This window comes from Hydrogenophaga crassostreae, assembly GCF_001761385.1.
Taxonomy (GTDB): Bacteria; Pseudomonadota; Gammaproteobacteria; order Burkholderiales; family Burkholderiaceae_C; genus Hydrogenophaga; species Hydrogenophaga crassostreae.
In genome coordinates this window covers 2,536,747-2,555,276 of sequence record NZ_CP017476.1, presented here as the reverse complement: position 1 = coordinate 2,555,276, position 18,530 = coordinate 2,536,747, and the positions used below count along the sequence as shown (strand labels likewise).

General features: G+C 59.7%; 18 protein-coding genes. 12 read left to right on the top strand and 6 right to left on the bottom strand.

Going from position 1 to position 18,530, the window contains the following annotated elements; translation table 11 throughout:
• Nucleotides 1-6: 6 nt before the first annotated feature.
• Complete coding sequence (locus LPB072_RS11830; protein ID WP_082876899.1) at nucleotides 7-609, bottom strand: DOMON-like domain-containing protein; 603 nt, start codon at nucleotides 607-609, stop codon at nucleotides 7-9.
• Nucleotides 610-936: 327 nt separating this feature from the next.
• On the opposite strand from LPB072_RS11830, the gene LPB072_RS11820 reads away from it, so the two are divergent.
• Nucleotides 937-1,812 (top strand): GNAT family N-acetyltransferase, encoded by an 876-nt coding sequence (locus tag LPB072_RS11820; RefSeq protein ID WP_066089873.1) that lies wholly within the window; start codon nucleotides 937-939, stop codon nucleotides 1,810-1,812.
• Between the two features lie 147 nt (nucleotides 1,813-1,959).
• The gene (locus tag LPB072_RS11815; protein ID WP_197508818.1) at nucleotides 1,960-3,783 is read left to right on the top strand and encodes a TolC family protein; all 1,824 of its coding nucleotides are present in this window, start codon (nucleotides 1,960-1,962) and stop codon (nucleotides 3,781-3,783) included.
• Between the two features lie 60 nt (nucleotides 3,784-3,843).
• On the opposite strand, the gene smpB is transcribed toward LPB072_RS11815, so the two are convergent.
• Nucleotides 3,844-4,338, bottom strand: a complete 495-nt coding sequence (gene smpB / locus LPB072_RS11810; protein WP_066089867.1) for an SsrA-binding protein SmpB — start codon at nucleotides 4,336-4,338, stop codon at nucleotides 3,844-3,846.
• A gap of 105 nt (nucleotides 4,339-4,443) precedes the next feature.
• Between smpB and LPB072_RS11805 the strand changes: the two genes are divergently transcribed.
• A complete protein-coding gene (locus LPB072_RS11805; protein ID WP_066089864.1) occupies nucleotides 4,444-4,890 on the top strand; it encodes a type II toxin-antitoxin system RatA family toxin in 447 nt (148 codons plus the stop codon).
• Complete coding sequence (locus tag LPB072_RS11800; protein ID WP_066089861.1) at nucleotides 4,887-5,216, top strand: RnfH family protein; 330 nt, start codon at nucleotides 4,887-4,889, stop codon at nucleotides 5,214-5,216. The genes LPB072_RS11805 and LPB072_RS11800 overlap by 4 nt, the downstream gene beginning before the upstream one ends.
• Nucleotides 5,217-5,237: 21 nt before the next feature.
• On the opposite strand, the gene LPB072_RS11795 is transcribed toward LPB072_RS11800, so the two are convergent.
• Nucleotides 5,238-5,789, bottom strand: a complete 552-nt coding sequence (locus LPB072_RS11795) for a DUF4124 domain-containing protein (protein WP_066090874.1) — start codon at nucleotides 5,787-5,789, stop codon at nucleotides 5,238-5,240.
• A 279-nt stretch (nucleotides 5,790-6,068) separates the two neighbouring features.
• Here LPB072_RS11795 and guaB point away from each other — a divergent pair, with 279 nt between their 5' ends.
• The 6 genes from guaB (at nucleotide 6,069) to LPB072_RS11765 (ending at nucleotide 12,471) form a co-directional block, all read left to right on the top strand.
• Entirely contained in the window at nucleotides 6,069-7,538 is a 1,470-nt protein-coding gene (gene guaB, locus LPB072_RS11790) for an IMP dehydrogenase (RefSeq protein ID WP_066089858.1), read from the top strand.
• Nucleotides 7,539-7,662: 124 nt separating this feature from the next.
• On the top strand, nucleotides 7,663-9,279 hold the full coding sequence (gene guaA, locus LPB072_RS11785; RefSeq protein ID WP_066089856.1) for a glutamine-hydrolyzing GMP synthase: 1,617 nt from the start codon (nucleotides 7,663-7,665) through the stop codon (nucleotides 9,277-9,279).
• Nucleotides 9,280-9,318: 39 nt separating this feature from the next.
• Nucleotides 9,319-9,945 carry an FMN-binding negative transcriptional regulator gene (locus tag LPB072_RS11780; RefSeq protein WP_066089853.1) on the top strand — a complete coding sequence of 209 codons (627 nt, stop codon included), beginning with the start codon at nucleotides 9,319-9,321 and terminating at the stop codon, nucleotides 9,943-9,945.
• A gap of 4 nt (nucleotides 9,946-9,949) precedes the next feature.
• On the top strand, nucleotides 9,950-10,165 hold the full coding sequence (locus tag LPB072_RS11775) for a hypothetical protein (protein WP_066089850.1): 216 nt from the start codon (nucleotides 9,950-9,952) through the stop codon (nucleotides 10,163-10,165).
• The gene (gene tadA, locus LPB072_RS11770) at nucleotides 10,162-11,535 is read left to right on the top strand and encodes a tRNA adenosine(34) deaminase TadA (RefSeq protein ID WP_066089847.1); all 1,374 of its coding nucleotides are present in this window, start codon (nucleotides 10,162-10,164) and stop codon (nucleotides 11,533-11,535) included. Before LPB072_RS11775 ends, tadA begins: the two co-directional genes overlap by 4 nt.
• A gap of 9 nt (nucleotides 11,536-11,544) precedes the next feature.
• Nucleotides 11,545-12,471, top strand: a complete 927-nt coding sequence (locus LPB072_RS11765) for an LD-carboxypeptidase (protein ID WP_066089844.1) — start codon at nucleotides 11,545-11,547, stop codon at nucleotides 12,469-12,471.
• A 62-nt stretch (nucleotides 12,472-12,533) separates the two neighbouring features.
• On the opposite strand, the gene LPB072_RS11760 is transcribed toward LPB072_RS11765, so the two are convergent.
• Complete coding sequence (locus tag LPB072_RS11760) at nucleotides 12,534-12,824, bottom strand: hypothetical protein (protein ID WP_157559299.1); 291 nt, start codon at nucleotides 12,822-12,824, stop codon at nucleotides 12,534-12,536.
• Between the two features lie 415 nt (nucleotides 12,825-13,239).
• Here LPB072_RS11760 and LPB072_RS11755 point away from each other — a divergent pair, with 415 nt between their 5' ends.
• Together LPB072_RS11755 and LPB072_RS11750 are read left to right on the top strand one after the other, a co-directional pair.
• Nucleotides 13,240-14,184: an adenylate/guanylate cyclase domain-containing protein gene (locus LPB072_RS11755; RefSeq protein ID WP_066089838.1), complete on the top strand. Its 945-nt coding sequence runs from the start codon at nucleotides 13,240-13,242 to the stop codon at nucleotides 14,182-14,184.
• Between the two features lie 127 nt (nucleotides 14,185-14,311).
• On the top strand, nucleotides 14,312-16,795 hold the full coding sequence (locus tag LPB072_RS11750) for a penicillin acylase family protein (protein WP_082876897.1): 2,484 nt from the start codon (nucleotides 14,312-14,314) through the stop codon (nucleotides 16,793-16,795).
• Nucleotides 16,796-16,909: 114 nt separating this feature from the next.
• On the opposite strand, the gene LPB072_RS11745 is transcribed toward LPB072_RS11750, so the two are convergent.
• The gene (locus tag LPB072_RS11745; RefSeq protein ID WP_066089832.1) at nucleotides 16,910-17,605 is read right to left on the bottom strand and encodes an EF-hand domain-containing protein; all 696 of its coding nucleotides are present in this window, start codon (nucleotides 17,603-17,605) and stop codon (nucleotides 16,910-16,912) included.
• Nucleotides 17,606-17,735: 130 nt separating this feature from the next.
• The gene (locus LPB072_RS11740) at nucleotides 17,736-18,503 is read right to left on the bottom strand and encodes an ABC transporter ATP-binding protein (protein WP_066089829.1); all 768 of its coding nucleotides are present in this window, start codon (nucleotides 18,501-18,503) and stop codon (nucleotides 17,736-17,738) included.
• Between the last annotated feature and the right edge of the window lie 27 nt (nucleotides 18,504-18,530).

Genomic DNA, 18,530 nt, shown 5'->3' with positions numbered 1-18,530 from the left:
GAAGGGTCAATCGATGGACCACGCCAGGGGGATGGTCCAACCGGCCCGGCTATGGAAGTCGGGCTTCAGGGCGAGGTGGCTCGGAGCCCAGTACGACAGGCTGCCATCGTCCAGTTCTAGTACGGCTGTGGGGGCGAACAGGCAGCCAGCCTGTTCGCTGGACGAAGGCAATGCGGCAAGGGTGGCCGTTAACACCAGACGGTCAGTGCCGGTAATGGGCGCTTGCACCGTCGGCGCTTTCAGCCCAGATGCGATCGGGTCGCGTGTTCGTTCGTTTGTGAAACGGTAGTGCGCCCACTGGGTGGACGGTGAAAAATTGAACTCACGGTAGGCCGACGTGCCCGATTCAGAGAAAAAGGCTTCAAAGCAGGTGTGGGCCCACAGGCCATCTGCGGCACTTGACCGGGTTGAACTGGGCAGACGCAAACGCCGCACTTCGCCAACGACGGCATAGCTGATTTGAAGTACCCAGCTGCCAGCCAGTTGGCGTGCCGCCCATTGAACATCCAACTTGAACGGCACCGAACAAGGCATCGCCGGGTGGCAAACGAGCTCAACGGCTGAGGTGTTGCTGATGGAAGGCGCCGTGGTTCGGGAATTGTTTTTCACAGATGCGGATTGTCTCAGACCCCAAGGGGAAAACGAGCTTGTCGAGGCTGGCCACGGGTCTGCGCGGCACAAAGAAGATCGGCTGCAACCCGCGAGGAACCGGTCTCGCACGATACAACCCCCTGCGCCCAGGCCCCCCCCACTGGTTTGTCGGTATCACGGCGCAAGCCTCGGCGTTCGCAGGTTTCGCGTCAATGCCTTCTGCCGCGCAGGCGCCTGGCGCTGTCGGCGAAGCAGGCTTTGTCTTCAAACGGTCATGCGAGTGCCATATCGCCGTCACACGTTTTTTGCACAGTTGACCCCAATGATCAACTTCAGGAGCAACCGATGAAAGAATTGCCTACGCCCACGCTCGATCTCTCCCCCATGGGCCCGCGGTTTCAATGGCGCTCCCGCCCAGCGGACACGCACGCGGCAGCACTGGTCAGGCCACATCTTCCCCCTGTGTCTCCGGTGCCCGAGCTTGCTGCCATCGAAGTGGGCTGGGCCCGCCATCTCGATGAGGTGCGTGAGGCGCAGCGGCTGCGTTACGCGGTTTTCGCCGGGGAAATGGGGGCCGTATTGCCCAAAACCTTGCCAGGCCATGATGTGGACCTGTTTGACGATTTTTGCGAGCACCTGCTGGTTCGCGACGCCGCTACCCGAGAGGTGATTGGCACCTACCGGGTGCTCACGCCTGCACAAGCCCGACGGGTGGGCAGCACCTACAGCGATACCGAGTTTGACCTGACGCGTTTGCGCAACATGCGCGAGCGCATGGTGGAGCTGGGCCGCAGCTGTGTGCATGCTGACCACCGCCATGGTGGCGTGATCTTGGCGCTGTGGGGCGCACTGGGCGCCTTCATGGTGCGCAACCAGCTCGACACCATGCTCGGCTGCGCGAGCATCCCGATGCAAATGGATGGGCCCCACGGACGCGTGGGCGGCGGCCATGTGGCTGCGAGCATCTGGCGCCAGGTCAAGGAAAAACACCTGGCACCCATCGAATTTCACGTGCGTCCCCGCATGCCTCTGCCTATCGACAGGCTGGACGACTCCCTGGATGTGGCGCCTCCAGCCCTGATCAAGGGCTACCTTCGACTGGGCGCCAAGGTGTTGGGTCCACCGGCATGGGATCCAGACTTCAATGCCGCCGACCTCCCACTGATGATGCAGTTGAGCGACATGCCTGCGCGGTACCGCAAGCATTTCCTGGACACCTGAAAAACGGGTCACGCGGCCGGTCAGGCGCGAAACAGGGGCGGTAAACGGGGCCAATTGCCGCCTCTGGCATCAAGCCAGATGGCCATACTCATGAACATCTTTCCCAATTAACCGCCGCCATGGTGGATGCGATGTATTGAGATGTTTATGAGTGTCAGCCAACACCCCTTTCTTTTCCTTCGCCCGACTGCGGTTGCTGTGGCGTGTTGCGTCTCGGGCATCACGCAAGCCCATGCGTTGAAAATGAGTTACGCATTGGCTGCAGTCCCGCTTTCCGTGCAGGCAAAGCTGGCCGCGCCCCCCACAACCGCCCCATTGACGCTGGCCTCGGCACTGAACCTGGCGCTTGTCAAAGACCTTCGCTACGCCTCGGCGCTGGCCGCGTTTCGCGCGGCTCAAGAGCTGGTGCCACAGGCCCGGGCAGGATTTCGCCCCCAATTCTCTCTGAGCGGCACCATGGGAGCATCGAATGGTCGCCCGTCTTCGAGCACCCGCACCGAAGAGTTGACCGAAACCCACACCGACAGCGTTCTTGCGACCCAGTCTGACACACAGACCCAAACGCAGGTCACCACACAACAGGACGGGTTGCCAGGCGCTGGTACCGATACCCGGTCAACCAGCTCGACAGCAACACAGTCCAACCTGACCGAGCAAACGCTTGAAAACCTGAACACCAGCAGCTGGCAAACCTCGTCGCAAAACACCCGGGGATGGGTGGCCAACGCAGAGTTGAGCATGCGCTGGACGATCTACCGTCCCGGCATGGAGCGCCAGCTGGAGTTGAGCCAGATTCGCGTGGCACAGGCCGAAGTGCAATTGCAGGCCGCCCGGCAAGATGTGGTGCTGCGCTTGACCCGCGCGTACTTTGATCTGATCTTGAGCCATGAAGAATTGCGCGCGATCGGCTCTGAAAAACTGGCGATAGAAGCGCAGCTCAAGGTCGCCGAACAAAGCTTCAAAGAGGGAGAGACCACCATTGCCGATGTGAAGGAAGCCCAGGCGAAATGGGACATCGTGCAAGCCCAGGAAGTGGCGCAAAGAAACCGCCTGCAAATTCGCCAGACCAGCTTGCAGGCGCTGACTGGGGAGCGCTCTGCGCTGGTTCAGTCGCTCAAGGCCGATGAGCTGCTTCAGATGCCGCCAGCAATGGGGGCACTGACCGACTGGATTGCTCGGGCGGAAAGCCGTTCCTACCAGGTGTTGTTCGACACCTTGGGCCTGGCGGCCGCGGAAAAGGAGGTTGCGCGTCAAGGCGCGGCCTTCAAACCCTCCCTTGATTTTGTGGCGAGCCTGGGAACAGGGCGCAGGTTGCAGAGAAGCCGCTCGGAAATTGCATCAGCGATCTCAGAAGATGCCCATAGAAACGAGCCTTCGCAATCGACAGTGGCATCCCAAACAGACACCTCGTCTTCGCGCGACGGCGAATCGGTATCAGGCTCCAGCAGTGGGTCGAGCAACAGTTCGGTTCAATCCAGCAGCAGCGAGTCGATTCAATCCAGCTCGTACCGCCCCGCCAGCAGCAGCCGAACCTTGTCAACACAAATCGACGCCTATGTGGGCTTGAGATTGAACATACCGTTGTCTGACGGCGGTTTCAGCAACAGCAAGGTGCGGGAAGCCCTTGCATTGCAAGACCAGAGGGCGCTGGATCTGCAGCGCGTCAAAGCCGATGCCGCTCTGGCCGCCGAGACCGCCTTTCTGGAAGCCCAGGGATTTTTTGCTGAAGCCAGTGCCCTCCGGGCAGCCGAGCGCTCAGGTGAAGTTGCACTCAAATCGAATCAAATGGGCTACCAGGCAGGGGTGCGGATCAATTCAGATATCTTGAATGCGCAGCAACAGCTCTTTGCGGTGCGCCGCGATCTGCTGAAAACCCATGTATCCGCCTTGCTCGCGACGCTTCGACTCAAAGCCAGCGCGGGTGCCCTGGTCGAAGAGGATGTGACCGGGCTGTCCCGCTGGCTCCAGTAGCCATTCAGGCGCTTCTCAGCGCATTAATATGGCTGGTCCCCAGCGGAACGAACCGGCCACTCAGCGGCTTCGGGACTTCATGGCACGCTCGACCTCCCGCTTGCCCTCGCGGTCTTTGATGGTGTCTCGCTTGTCGTGTTCGGCTTTGCCTTTTCCAAGCGCCACCTCACACTTGACTTTGCCATTTCTCCAATGCAGGTTGAGCGGAACGAGCGTGAACCCCTTTTGCTCCACCTTGCCAATCAGTCGGCGAATCTCATCTTTGTTGAGCAAGAGTTTCTTGGTTCGCACCGAATCCGGACTGACGTGGGATGAGGCCGTGTTCAATGGGTTGATCTGGCAGCCGATGAGAAACAACTCACCATTGCGAACAACCACATAACCATCGGTCAGTTGCACTTTGCCTTCGCGCAGCGCCTTGACTTCCCAGCCTTCAAGCACCATGCCCGCTTCGAAGCGCTCTTCGATGGCGTAGTTGAAGATCGCCTTTTTGTTGTCTGCGATGCGGCTTTGCCCGGACTGTTCTTTGGGGCTCTTGCTTGATTTGGTGGCCATGGGGTATCAGGTGGGGTCGATGTCGGCCCATACAATGGGAAGCTTGGGGCTTCCCCGAACAGAGCGCTCAATGGAGTCAGCGCTGCTGGAAAAGCCTTCGATTGTATGAAAACCATTCAAAAGTCTGTTCTCCTGATGCACAGCGCACACGAAATGTTTGCGCTGGTCACCGATATTGAGCATTACCCGGCATTTTTGCCATGGTGTGATCGCAGCGAAGTGATCGAACACGACGAACACACCATGGTGGCCAAGGTGGGGATGTCCATTGGTGGGCTGCGCCAAAGCTTCACAACGCGCAATGCCCATATCAATGACAGGCAGGTGTTGATGAGTCTGGTCGACGGACCATTTTCTCAACTCGATGGACAGTGGGACTTCACCCCATTGGGTGATGGCAGTGAGTCGGCCTGCAAAGTTGAGCTTCGCCTGAGCTACGGATTTTCCAGCCAGACACTGGCCCGTTTGGTTGGACCGGTGTTTGACAAGATTGCAGGCAGTCTGGTCGAGGCGTTCGTCAAACGGGCCGATGAGGTCTACGGGGCGACATGAACATCACGCTGCTCTATGCGCCGAAACCACGTCAAGTGATCGAGCTCCAACTGGTGGTGGGGAACGGCTGCACGGTCCAGGATGCCTTGAAACAAACGGGCTGGGGCGACCGCTATCCTGAAATCGCCGCAGCAGCGGTCGGCATAAGTGTCTGGGGTCGCAAAGCCCATGCCGATACCGCGTTGCGCGAGGGCGACCGGCTGGAGCTGTGCAGAAGCTTGCGCGTTGACCCCAAGGTTGCCAGGCGGGAGCGTTTTGTTGGGCAGGGCGCTCGAGGCGCCGGCTTGTTTGCTCAGCGCCGACCCGGCTCCAAGGCCGGATACTGAACCGGGGCTGGCCTTTGCAGATCAGGGAACGGAACGGGACCCCGATTGAACAGGTGCAACGGGCCGAACGGGGGCCAGACCACAGTCGCTTTGCACGATGCTCTCAATGCGCTTGGTCTCGACCGCTCGGGCCGCATCGTCTATGTAGACAGACTCGCCTTTGGCATTGGTAGTTCGAATGCGAATCCCGGATTTCAGCGTGGCCAGCGAGCGCTTGGCACGCTCACAGTTCTCCAACCTGGCCTGGTTTCGCTTGTCTGTTTCGGCCTGCCGCTTGGCGGCTTCTTCCTTTTCAGCTTCCTTGCGTTTTGCTTCCAGTTTCGGATCCACGCCTGATGGCTGGGCCACAGGCACCGGATTCGCAGCCGGCACGGGCTCCGCCTGAGTTGCCGACTCCTGGCTGACCAGGGGTGAGGGCGCACCCGGTCGTTTGAGAATGCTTTTGTCTGGAATGCTTCGCGGAGGGGCCGTATCGCTGTAGACCTTGCGGCCTGAGGCGTCAATCCATTGCCATTGCGCAAAAGCACTGCCGCAGGCCAGGGCAGATACAAGTACGACGGCCAAATAGCGCATTTGGTTTTGGGGGGATTGGATCGATGCTTTCATATGACAACAGTTTAAACCTGAGCATCCCACCCGCAGTGGCAAACAGATCAAAAACGTTCAACAAAATCACGGTGTGTCCAAGCTTGACTGGCTTTCGCACGCCGGATTTCGAACCTTCATTGGCGCAATTCGCCGCCCATGAGCGTGGCGCCAACCACCTGAAAATGTGGCCGTATCGGACCGATCGGCTTTGACGGAAGTGCGACTTTCCGGCCCGGGTACAATCGTGCTTTTGGAGCTTTCCCCATGCGCCTACTCGGCAAAGCGCTGACCTTCGACGACGTGTTGTTGGTTCCAGCTTACTCCCAAGTCCTGCCCAAGGACACTTCGCTTGCCACACAGTTTTCCCGCAATATCCAGCTGAATATGCCGCTGGTGTCCGCGGCGATGGACACCGTCACCGAAGCCCGGTTGGCCATTGCCATCGCTCAAGAAGGCGGAATCGGCATCATTCACAAAAATCTGACAGCGCAGGAGCAAGCGGCCCAGGTGGCCAAAGTCAAACGCTATGAGTCGGGTGTTTTGCGCGATCCGGTGGTGATCACACCCCAGACCACGATTCGCCAGGTGATGAGCCTGTCGGAAGAACTCGGCGTATCGGGCTTTCCCGTGGTCGATGCGGGCAAAGTGGTCGGCATTGTGACTGGCCGCGATCTGCGGTTTGAAACGCGCTATGACCTCCCGGTCAGCGAAATCATGACGCCCCGTGATCGTTTGATCACCATGCCCGACGGAACCACGCCCGCCGAAGCAAAGACGTTGCTCAACAAACACAAGCTGGAGCGCTTGCTGTTGGTGAACGACGCCTTTGAGCTCAAGGGTCTGATCACCGTCAAAGACATCACCAAACAACTCAATTTCCCCAACGCTGCCCGCGATGCCTCAGGCAAATTGCGGGTCGGCGCTGCGGTTGGCGTGGGTGAGGGCACCGAAGAACGCGTTGAGGCGCTGGTAAAAGCCGGTGTGGACGCGATCGTGGTGGATACGGCACACGGCCACAGCAAGGGCGTGATCGATCGCGTGCGCTGGGTCAAACAGAACTACCCGCAGGTTGACGTGATCGGCGGCAATATTGCGACCGGTAGCGCTGCCATGGCGTTGGTTGAAGCCGGTGCAGACGGCGTCAAGGTCGGCATCGGCCCAGGCTCAATCTGCACCACGCGCATCGTGGCTGGTGTGGGTGTGCCCCAGATCATGGCCATCGACAATGTGGCCACGGCCCTGCAAGGTACGGGCGTGCCCATGATTGCGGATGGCGGCATCCGTTACAGCGGCGATATAGCGAAGGCCATTGCAGCAGGAGCCAACACCGTGATGATGGGCGGCATGTTCGCCGGCACCGAAGAGTCCCCGGGCGAAATCGTGTTGTTCCAGGGGCGCAGCTACAAGAGCTACCGTGGGATGGGCTCGATTGGCGCCATGCAGCAAGGTAGCGCCGACCGTTACTTCCAGGAATCCAGCACCGGCAACCCCAATGCCGACAAGCTCGTGCCCGAAGGCATTGAAGGCCGTGTACCTTACAAAGGCTCAGTGGTCGCGATCATCTTCCAGATGGCCGGCGGCATTCGCGCCTCGATGGGCTACTGCGGTTGCCCAACGATTGAGCACATGCGCAACAAGGCCGAGTTCGTCGAGATCACCTCGGCCGGTATTCGCGAGAGCCATGTGCACGATGTGCAGATCACCAAAGAAGCCCCCAATTACCGGGCAGACTGAGGTCCCCACGCGCCGCAGGAGCTTAGGCCCCCCGCGGCGCCCTGGGTTTTGGCCCCTCTCGATTCTTGGGCTGTCTCTTCTGACGGCCCTTTTTGTTTTCTGAATTCCACCAGCATCTATCGCCATGCAGCACCAGAAAATCCTTATCCTCGATTTCGGTTCCCAGGTAACCCAGCTGATCGCCCGCCGTGTGCGCGAAGCCCATGTGTATTGCGAGGTGCACCCTTGTGATGTCTCCAGCGAGTGGGTGAAGGAATTCGCCGCAGACGGGCAGCTCAAGGGCATCATCCTTTCGGGCAGCCACGCCAGCGTGTACGAGGTGGACGACAAGGCGCCAGATGCGGTGTTTGAACTCGGCCTGCCGGTGCTCGGTATCTGCTACGGCATGCAGACCATGGCCCAGCAACTGGGCGGCAAGGTGGAGGCCGGAACCACACGGGAATTCGGTTACGCCGAAGTTCGCGCCCGTGGCCACACCGCTTTGCTCAGGGACATTGCCGACTTCCACACGCCAGAGGGCCACGGCATGCTCAAGGTCTGGATGAGCCATGGCGACAAAGTCACCGAGTTGCCACCCGGCTTCAAGCTCATGGCCAGCACGGATGGTTGCCCGATTGCCGGCATGGCAGACGAAGACCGCGGTTATTACGCGGTACAGTTCCACCCCGAAGTCACCCACACGGTGCAGGGACAGGCGCTGCTGAACCGCTTCGTGCTCGACATTTGCCAGGTCAAGCCTGACTGGGTCATGCGCGACCACATTGCCGAAGCTGTGGCGCTGATCAAGGAGCAGGTGGGCAACGAAGAGGTGATTCTGGGCCTCTCCGGCGGCGTGGATTCATCGGTGGCCGCCGCGCTGATCCACCGCGCCATTGGCGATCAGCTGACCTGCGTGTTCGTGGACCATGGCCTGCTTCGCCTCAACGAAGGCGACATGGTGATGGACATGTTCGTCGGCAAGTTGCATGCGAAAGTGATCCGCGTGGACGCGGCCGACCAGTTCCTTGGTCATCTGGCCGGCGTGAACGAACCCGAAGCCAAGCGCAAGATTATCGGGCGCGAATTCGTTGAGGTTTTTAAGGCAGAAGCCGCCAAGCTGATCTCAAGTGGTGCATCAACAAACGGCGCCAAGTGGTTGGCACAAGGCACTATTTATCCCGACGTGATCGAATCCGGCGGCGCCAAGAGCAAAAAAGCCGTGACCATCAAGAGCCACCACAACGTGGGTGGTTTGCCCGAGCAATTGGGCCTGAAACTGCTGGAGCCGCTGCGCGACCTGTTCAAAGACGAGGTGCGTGAACTCGGCGTGGCGCTCGGCTTGCCGCACGACATGGTTTACCGCCACCCGTTCCCGGGCCCCGGGTTGGGCGTGCGCATTCTGGGCGAGGTGAAGAAGGAATACGCAGACCTGCTGCGCCAGGCCGACGCCATCTTCATCGAAGAGCTGCGCTCCACCATCGACCACAACTCGGGCAAAAGCTGGTACGACCTGACCAGCCAGGCCTTCACGGTGTTCCTGCCCGTGAAGAGCGTGGGTGTGATGGGCGATGGCCGCACCTACGATTACGTGGTTGCCTTGCGCGCGGTCCAGACCAGCGATTTCATGACCGCCGACTGGGCCGAGTTGCCGTATGCGCTGCTCAAGAGGGTGTCTGGTCGCATCATCAACGAGGTGCGGGGTATCAACCGCGTGACTTACGACGTTTCGAGCAAACCGCCCGCGACCATCGAGTGGGAGTAAGCGCAGGGCGGTGACTGTTGTTTCAACTGGATTGACGCCATGTACCTGCCCCAACAGTTCGCCGACAAGAACCTGGTTTACGCGCGTGAATTGATGCGCTCGCATCCTTTCGCCTCGTTGATTTCGAACGACGAAGAGGGCCTGCCCTTTGTCACCCATGTGCCCTTGCATCTGGTCGAGAGCGACTCACAACCCTGGCGTTTGCTGGGGCACTGCGCCAAAGCCAACCCCCATTGGCGCCACCTGGAAGTACGGCCAAAAGCCGTGGTCACATTTTTGGGGCCGCACGGCTATTTGTCGCCGAAGGTGTATCCCGATCTGGCGCGGGTACCTAGCTGGAATTACCTGGCGGTGCATCTGACCGTTGAAGCCCGGGTCATCCACGAAGCGCATGAAAAAGATGCTTTGCTCAAGGCATTGATCGGCGACCATGAACCACCGTACGCGCAGCAATGGCGTGACCTGGGTTCTGAATTTGCCGACAAAATGCTCGGCGGCATCGTGGCGTTCGAATTGACATCCACGCAGGTGCAATGCAAGCTCAAGCTGAACCAACACCGGCCTGAGGCGTTTGAAGCCATGTTGAATGCCTATGACGCCGGAGACGAACAGGCGAAAGCCTTGGCCCAATGGATGCGGCGCTTGAAGGCTGCCGCACAGGAGTAGCCCCATGCGAATCGTTTTTGGCGCACTGGCGTTGTTGATCGTTCTGGCCATCGTCAGCTGGCAGGCAAAGACCCAGGTCGAATCGGTGGCCAAGCCCATTGCCGTGCCCATGCCTGACGGTACGACGCTGTCCGGAAGTCCCAAGCAGATTGAGCAACAGTACAAAAAGGCGCTGGAAGACGCGTTGAATACAGCGCGTCCGCGCTCACCCGACGAATGAACGCTGAGGCCAGAGATGCGGCGTTCATGGGACTGGCGCTGGTGCAAGCCAGGGCCGCAGCGCTTGCCGGAGAGGTTCCCGTGGGCGCGGTGGTGGTGCGCAGGGGTGAAGTAATCGCAGTGGGGCGCAACGCGCCGCTGACTGACCACGATCCCACGGCCCATGCCGAAATTGTCGCCTTGCGCGCCGCAGCGAAAGCCCTGGGCAACTACCGCCTGGAAGAATGCGAGCTGTTCGTGACGCTGGAACCCTGTGCCATGTGCAGCGGCGCCATGCTGCATGCGCGGCTCAAACGTGTGGTGTTTGGTGCCGCCGACCCCAAGACCGGTGCTGCAGGCTCTGTGGTCAACCTGTTCGCCCAGTCTCAGCTCAATCACCAGACGGAGGTGGTTGGGGGGGTGATGGCGGAAGAGGGCGCCCAGCTGCTCAAGTTATTTTTCAAGGAGCGTCGCGTGAATCTCCATCCCTTGCGAGAAGATGCCCTTCGAACGGCTGAAAACCGGTTTTCGAACCTGCCCGGCTTCCCGTGGGCGCCGCACTACATCAGCGACTTGCCAAGCCTGAATGGCTTGCGGCTGCACTACCTGGATGAAGGCCCGGATGACGCAGCAGTCACCTGGCTGTGCCTGCACGGTAACCCGGCCTGGAGCTACCTTTACCGCAAGATGATTCCCGGCTTTCTGGCGTCAGGAGGCCGTGTGGTAGCACCCGATTTGATCGGCTTTGGCAAGAGTGACAAGCCCAAGAAAGACGTTGCACACAGCTTCACCTGGCACCGACAGGTGTTGATCGAACTCATCGAGCGGCTGGGCTTGAAACGGGTTGTGCTCGTGGTGCAAGACTGGGGCGGCTTGCTGGGCTTGACCTTGCCAATGCAGGCGCCCGAGCGTTACCAGGGTCTGCTGGTGATGAACACCACATTGGCCACGGGCGATGCGCCCTTGTCGCCAGGTTTTCTGGCATGGCGCGAGATGTGTGCCAAGAACCCGGCGTTCGATGTGGCGCGCCTGTTTGCGCGCGGCAATCCGCAAATGGGTGCAGAAGAGTGCGCGGCCTACCAGGCGCCATTTCCCGACCAGGGCCACCGTGCCGCACTGCGTGTTTTTCCGGCCATGGTGCCAGAGCACCCGGCCGATGACGGCGCCGCCGTTTCCCGCCAGGCGCGCGACTTCTTCCGCCATGAATGGCTGGGTAAAACCTTCATGGCCATTGGCCAACAAGACCCGGTGCTCGGCGAGCCGGTGATGCGGTCGCTCGCAGCCGATTTACGTGGTTGTTGCGAACCAATGGTGTTGCCCGATGCAGGGCATTTTGTGCAGGAACATGGCGAAACCGTCGCCACTGAAGCTGTCGCGTTTTTTGCGCGATGATCGAGAGCTATGAGCCATATCTATATCTATTCCCCTTCCAGCGCTGTGCGCGACAAAGCCGCATTCCGGCGTGGTGTGAAACGTCTGCAGACACTTGGACATGAAGTTGAAGTGGACCCCGATGCCTTGAGCAGTCACATGCGCTTTGCTGGTGACGACGCCACCCGCGTGGCCGCCATCGCACGGGCCGCAGCCAGTGGAGCAGATGTCGCCCTGACCTCGCGTGGCGGGTATGGCCTGACCCGCTTGCTGAAAGATTTGCCCTACAAGGCCATGACCAAGGCCATTCAACAGGGCACACAATTCGCCGGCTTGAGTGATTTCACGGCGTTGCAATGCGCTCTGTTGGCAAAAACAGGTGCGGTCACCTGGGCCGGTCCGTCGGTGGGTGAAGACTTCGGTTGCGAAAGCACGCCCGACGACATCATGGAGGCCTGTTTTGATGACATGGTTTGCGGGCATGGCGAGGGCACGGGCTGGACGGTTCCCTTGTCCGATGCCCGCTACCTTCAGGCGCGTTCCAAGAGCGGCGGCCTTCACATCAAGGATGCCACGCTGTGGGGTGGCAACCTCACTGTGCTGTGTTCACTGGTGGGCACGCCCTGGATGCCCGATATCAAAGGCGGCATTCTGTTTCTGGAAGACGTGAACGAACACCCCTACCGAATTGAGCGCCAGCTGACCCAACTGATCAATGCGGGCATCATTGGCCGGCAGAAGGCGGTGGTGTTGGGTGCGTTCAACCGTTTCAAGGCCAGCCCGCACGACAAGGGCTACAAGCTGCAAACAGTGGTGGACTGGGTCCGTGCGCAAGTAAAAACGCCGGTGCTGACCGGCTTGCCTTTTGGCCACGTGGCAACCAAAGTCATGCTGCCCGTCGGGCACAAAGTCGAACTGATGGTGCAAGAACGGCAGGCCTTGATTTTTTGGGGCTGACCGTTGGGCCGTGGATCGCACCTGCGGCGCTGTGGGCGAAATCCCGAGAAGGACGGCGAACGTCAGGCGCGCTGCATGCGCGCGGTTTCTGTGAGACTTTTGGGCAGCAGGCCGCGAAAAAGCGGCGTGATCTCATGAACCTTGGAAACGGCATGGGCTTCACCATGCAGTTTGCACAAGGTTGCAACAACGTCTGATCGCGCATACCAGAGCGCATGGGCATCGTGCAGGTACATCAGGCGCTCATGCAAGCGAGGATTGAGCACCGCGCCCTCTCTTCCAAGAACATTGAGCATGGCCAATCGAACAGGCTCCAATGCCTCGGGCGACGATTGGCGAGCTTCACTGCTCAAAAGAGCAGAGATGCTGTTTCGCAAACTGGGCTTGATCCAACGCATATTTTGTAACCTTCAACGATGATGGCCAAAGGCCGAAAGGGAAGCGCACCTTGAATGGGCGCCTTGCTTTTTCACCATGGGACCAAGTTTGCCATACTGACAAAACGCGCTTGCACAGTCGAGTTACCATCAAAAGGTGGCATATTTGAATACATTCATACAATCTTCTCTTGCGCCGTTGGCCAACCGAGACGACCAAGTTGAATACCTTTGGCCATCATGTGCGCTGAACAGCAGAAAAGAAGCACGACCAAGGTGAAACTCTGCTTTTCCGATGTGATGATTTGTGATAATCATCACGTCTTATGTAATTTTTATTCGACCTATTTCCTAGCCAAGCCGCCATTTCACAGCTGATTGCATCCCATACATGGCCGAACTGACGATTGCATTTGTTGACCTTACCGGTAGCGTTTCGGTTTTTGAGACTCTGGGCAACGACAGGGCCGCGCGTGCGGTCACCAAGTTGACCCAGTGGATCGGTACCGTCGGCCTTGAACACAACGGCAAGGTCGTCAAGATGCTGGGTGACGGCGTTTTACTGTCGTTCACCAACAACCGGCTCGCGGTGGAGTGCATGAGTCTGATACAGCAGGAACATGCCGCCCGCGCTGCCCTGTGGCCCAAACGGCTGAAACTGCAGATGCAAGTTGGCATGGCACGTGGGCAAGTGGTGCAGGTGGATGGCGATTGCTTTGGCGATGCGGTCAACGTGGCGTCGAGACTCAGTGATCTGGCCGGGCCCGAACAAATTCTCGCCAACGATGCCGTCATGCGCAAACTGGGCAACGGAGCTGGCGTTCGCAGCCGAAGCCTGGGCCCGATGCGAATCAAAGGGCGGGTGGAAATGTGTGAAGTTTTCCGAATTGAATGGCAAACCGAAATGGGCTCGGAGTTCATGACGCTTCCAGCCGATTTGCATGCCTTGCGCCGCAACGCGGAATCGGTTTTTGGCGGTATTGAGCTGGAATGGCTGGACGCGAACCGGTCGTTCAACCTGACGGACTTGCCGGTCAGGGTAGGGCGGGTACCAGAGGCCGATTTTGTGATCAATGATCCGCGCGTGTCCCGCTTGCATGCCAGCATCGATATCCGTTCCGGCAACTACTTGCTTGAAGACACCAGCAGCTATGGCACCTGGGTTCGGTTCGCAGGAAACGACAATGTGATATCGCTTCGTCGCCAGGAGTGCCTGTTGCACAGCGATGGTGAATTTGGCCTGGGCGCGCCGTTCACCGACATCACGACCCCCACCGTTACCTTTCGGCTGGTCGATGGTCAAATGGTGCTGGGCCGCGGGCCGCTGCGATCCTGAACGGCAGGTTGACGGCCGAGGGTCTCACTGTCGACAGCTCAGCCCTGGCGAACAAGGCACCATTGCCGATGGATTCAGATGCCTGAAGCCGTGACCGCCCCCCTTAATCTGCCTCGAGGAGTTCATTTTGAAAGCAATCAGACGCCTGGGTTACCTGCTGGTCGCCCTGTTGCTCGTGGGTGGTGTGGCATTGGTTGTCTATGGGCAGCGCAGCCTGATTCAAACCGACGGCGAACTGCAGATCCAGGGATTGATCAAACCGGTTCGTGTTCAGCGCGATGCCAGCGATATTGCCCATATTTTTGCCAGCGACCCACGCGACGCATGGATGGCAATGGGCTATGTGCATGCACAGGAGCGGGGCTGGCAACTGGAGTTCAACCGCCGCATCATGCGTGGCACCCTGTCCGAAGTGTTTGGTGAGGCGACTTTGCCGACCGATCGCATACTTCGTGCGCTCGGCATTCACCGTGTAGCGGCCGCTCAACTCGAGCATGTCAGTGCTGAAGCCCGAGCCGCCGCAACCGCCTACAGCCAAGGCGTAAACGCATTCTTCGCCAACCGCTCACAAGCGCTGTCCCCCGAGTTTCAGGTCTTTGGCATCGACCCCCGCGCCGAGGCGGAGGCGGGCACCTACTGGGAACCGGTTGACAGCATGGCCTGGTCGCTCATGATGGCGCTGGACCTGGGCGGCAACTGGGGCAATGAGGTGGCCCGCCTGACAGCGCTGCAGGTGCTCGACACCGAAGGGCTCTGGCAGCTCTTCCCGCCTTACCCCGGTGAAGCGCCCGCAGCCACGGCTGACCTGGCCAAACTCTACAAGACGCTCGGCGTCTTCAACCCATCGACACAGCCCACCGCCGCGGTCAAGCCCTCCAGCGGCGATCAGCTGGCATCTATCGGGGTGGCCATGCAGAGATGGGCGCAAGACCTGGGCAACGTGGAAGGCAAAGGCTCGAACAACTGGGTGGTTGACGGAACACGCACCGTGAGTGGAAAGCCCTTGCTCGCCAACGACCCGCACCTGGGCCTGAGCGCTCCGGCCATCTGGTATTTCGCCAGGCTGCAAGCGCCCGATGTGGGTGATTTGAAGGGAATGGACGTCATCGGTGCGACCCTGCCCGGAACGCCGTTTGTGGTGCTCGGGCGCACGCCCGAAGTGGCTTGGGGATTCACAAACACAGGCCCTGATGTGCAAGACCTGTTTCTGGAGCAGATCAATCCCGACAACCCCGGGCAATACCGCATACCAGCCGGGCTGGGCGAGGCATGGGCCGATTTCGACACACGTACCGAGACCATCCGCATCAAAGGCTTGCCCGACGAGCAGTTCATTGTGCGCAGCACACGCCATGGCCCAGTGATCAGCGATGTGCCCGGGCCTACCCAGGACCTGATTGACACCAAGCGCTACGCCCTGGCTCTGCACTGGACGGCGCTCAATGCTGACAACAACAGCATTCAGGCCACGCTGGAATCCAATCGTGTGCGCTCGGTGGAAGAGCTCATTCATGCCCTTCGCAACTTTGAAGCGCCGATGCAGAACGTGGTCATGGCAGACATCAGTGGGCGCATCGCTTTCAAAGCGGTGGGCAAAGTGCCGCTGCGTTCGCCTGCGAACGACATTCGTGGTGTGGCGCCGATGCCCGGTTGGGAGTCGCGTTATGACTGGCAAGGCTGGCTGCCTTACGCCGACACCCCGCAAGATGATGGCAGCGAAGGCTGGATCGCCACCGCCAACCAGCGCATTCACGCCGTTGACTACCCGTATTTCCTGACCCAGGACTGGGCACCGCCCTACCGGCGCAACCGCATCGCCGGATTGCTGGCCCAGACCCCAAAACACACGTTGGCGAGCTTCGCTGCGATTCAGGGTGACCAAACCTCCCTGGCCACGCAGCGCCTGTTGCCCTTTTTGCTGCGCACCCAGTCTTCGCATCCACTCGCCCCAGCCGCACTGAAAGCGCTGGAAGGGTTTGATGGCGAGATGCGGCAAGACATCGCAGCGCCTTTGATCTACACAGCCTGGATTGACGAATTCACCCGGGGCGTCATTGGCGGGCGCCTCGGCCAGGCGCGCTTTGAAGCGCTTTACGGCAAACGCCTGTTCCGCAACGCCGTTGAAGACATTCTGGAACGGGATGACGTGGCATGGTGCGGCAACGGCGGTTGTGCAAAGGCCAGCGGCGCTGCCCTGGATCGCGCGCTGGATCGCCTGAAAGACATGCAAGGTGATGCTGTGGCCGGATGGCGCTGGGGCGAAGCCCACCCTGCGATTTCCATTCACAGGCCATTCAGCAACGTTGAAGCTTTGGCGCCACTGTTTGAAGTGCGCACGCCGACAGGCGGTGATCCATTCACGGTCAATGTGGGCCAGTACCATCTGGACAAAAGCGATGCGCCATTCGCCAATCGACACGCCGCCAGTTTGCGCGCCTTGTACGACCTGGATGATCCAGAGAAATCGGTGTTCATCTACCAGACCGGGCAAGACGGCAATGCACTTTCACCCCGCTACCGGGATATGCGCGATGAATGGGCCGCAGTGCAGTACCGTGCGCTTCAAATGCGGCCTGCCGAGTGGAAACACAGCCTGACCTTGACACCCTAGAGTCCGGCAGGCTTTCAACGTGTGTTGCGATGCCCTGCGCCTGGCACTGTGACTGGCATCGCTGGCGCAGGCCTCGGCCGAGGCGCTTGCCAGAAAACGTTTCCCCGGGCGGTATCAGGCCACCTTGCTTGCCTGGTTGGTGCTGAAACTGGCGATTGCCGTGTCGCTGTACAACTTCGAAGCTGCTCCCATCTGGGTGCCAAACTGCTTGACGAACGCCTTGATCTCGGTGTCGTTCAACTGGCCATCGCTGTTGCTGTCGACCGTTCCAAGCAGGGACTGCATGGCTTCCTCGTTCAGCGGCCCTGTGGCGCTGGTATCGGCCATGGCCAGAGCCTCTTCAGAGGTGTCTGTTGCCGTGCCGTCAGCCAGCACATCACCTGCGGCTTCGGTTCCCCCGGCTGAGATTCCGAATTCGGCTGCAGAGATGTTGCCGTCGCCGTCAATGTCCAGCTCTGCAAAGCGCTGTTCGTCGCCGCGCGATTGAACAAAGGCATCGGTACCTGTGGCGGTGCCGCCGGAGAACATGTTTTTGAGCATCTGGCCGACTTCATTGCCTGTCAGCGAGCCGTTGGCGTCCAGGTCGACGGCAGAGAACATGGCATCGGCGTTGCTGCTCGAGTCCACACCCAGCTTGGCACCCACTTGCTCCAAAGCCGACTGGAACTCGCTCTTGCCAACGACGCCGTCGGCATCGGCATCCATTTTTTTGTGCATCTTGTCTTGCAGGTAGTTGGCTGCGACAGACGCCAGAGGGGAAAACAGGCCAGCGAAGCTGTTGCTGCTGCCGGTCGATTCGGTGCTGTTCATGGAGAGTCCTTTTCAACTGAGACCAAGGGAAGGGCGAGAGGCCACGTGCCCATATGGTCGGAGAAAAGGAAGCAGCGCAAGCGCGCCAACAACGGGCAAAGTGCCCGCCTTATTCAAGCGTTCAAGCCGCTCATTTGAGATTACCCGACAGAAACTGGGCCAGTCGCTCGCTCTTGGGATGGGTCAGAACCTCGGTGGGTACCCCTTGCTCTTCGATACGCCCCTGGTGCAGGAAGATCAGGTGGTTCGACACTTCACGGGCAAAACCCATTTCATGGGTCACCACCACCATCGTGCGGCCCTCTTCTGCCAGGGTGCGCATGACCCGAAGCACTTCAGTGACCAGCTCGGGATCGAGAGCGCTGGTGGGCTCATCGAACAGCATCACCTCAGGCTCCATCGCCAGGGCCCTTGCAATCGCCACGCGCTGTTGCTGCCCGCCCGACATGTGGGCAGGGTACTTGCCCTCAACGTCCTTCAAGCCGACCTTGTCGAGGTATTTGCGTGCAACGGTGATGGCTTCGTCTTTGCTTTTCCCCAGCACATGCATGGGCGCTTCAATCACGTTTTCCAACACCGTCAGGTGCGACCACAGGTTGAAATGCTGAAACACCATGGCCAGCTTGGCGCGGGCGCGTTGCAGTTGCTTGTCGTCTGCCGCCTTGAGCATGCCGTCTTTGGCGGTCACGAGCCTGAGCTCTTCGCCCGCCACGATCAAACGCCCTTGCTGCGGGCGCTCCAGCAAATTCATGCAACGCAAAAAGGTGGATTTACCCGAGCCAGAAGAACCAATGATGCTGATCACATCCCCGGCTTGAGCGGTGAGCGACATCCCTTTGATGACTTCGTGAGAGCCGTAGCTCTTGCGGATATCGATGGCTTCGAGTTTGGAGGTCATGCGTGAATTCTTGTTCGATCTGTTCGA